We start from the raw sequence: 351 nt of genomic DNA on the forward strand, positions 1-351 counted from the left end.
GAACCTATCAGAACGGAGCCGGCGTTCCTGTTCAGCTTTTAATCCTTTGGGATGGGTGATACATTCCAGCAGGAGGATATCGTCAATGACCTCATCCTCGTTTTTAAGATTTTTATACTTCAGTTTTACGGGAGCAAAGCTGAGGCCTGAGACAAATTCTTTTTTATCAAGATCCACTTCCAGGATCACCACATGATCTCCGCTGTATAATTCCTTTAATCCGCGGCGCCAGGTCTGGGTAACCAGCAAAAGGTCTTCATTGATGACAAGAGGCACATTCCTTCCGAAGCGATACGTCCGCACCATTTCATTAAACACCCGGTTCATATTATGGCTTGCTGCTATGGAAAT

Annotated in this window: 1 pseudogene; it reads right to left on the reverse strand. The window is 45.0% G+C overall.

Features of this window, described 5'->3' with window-relative positions:
• Nucleotides 1-327, reverse strand: a pseudogene (locus tag HC175_RS21275) (ATP-dependent DNA helicase); the annotation flags it as partial.
• Nucleotides 328-351: the final 24 nt, after the last annotated feature.

This window comes from Salinimicrobium oceani (assembly GCF_012037645.1).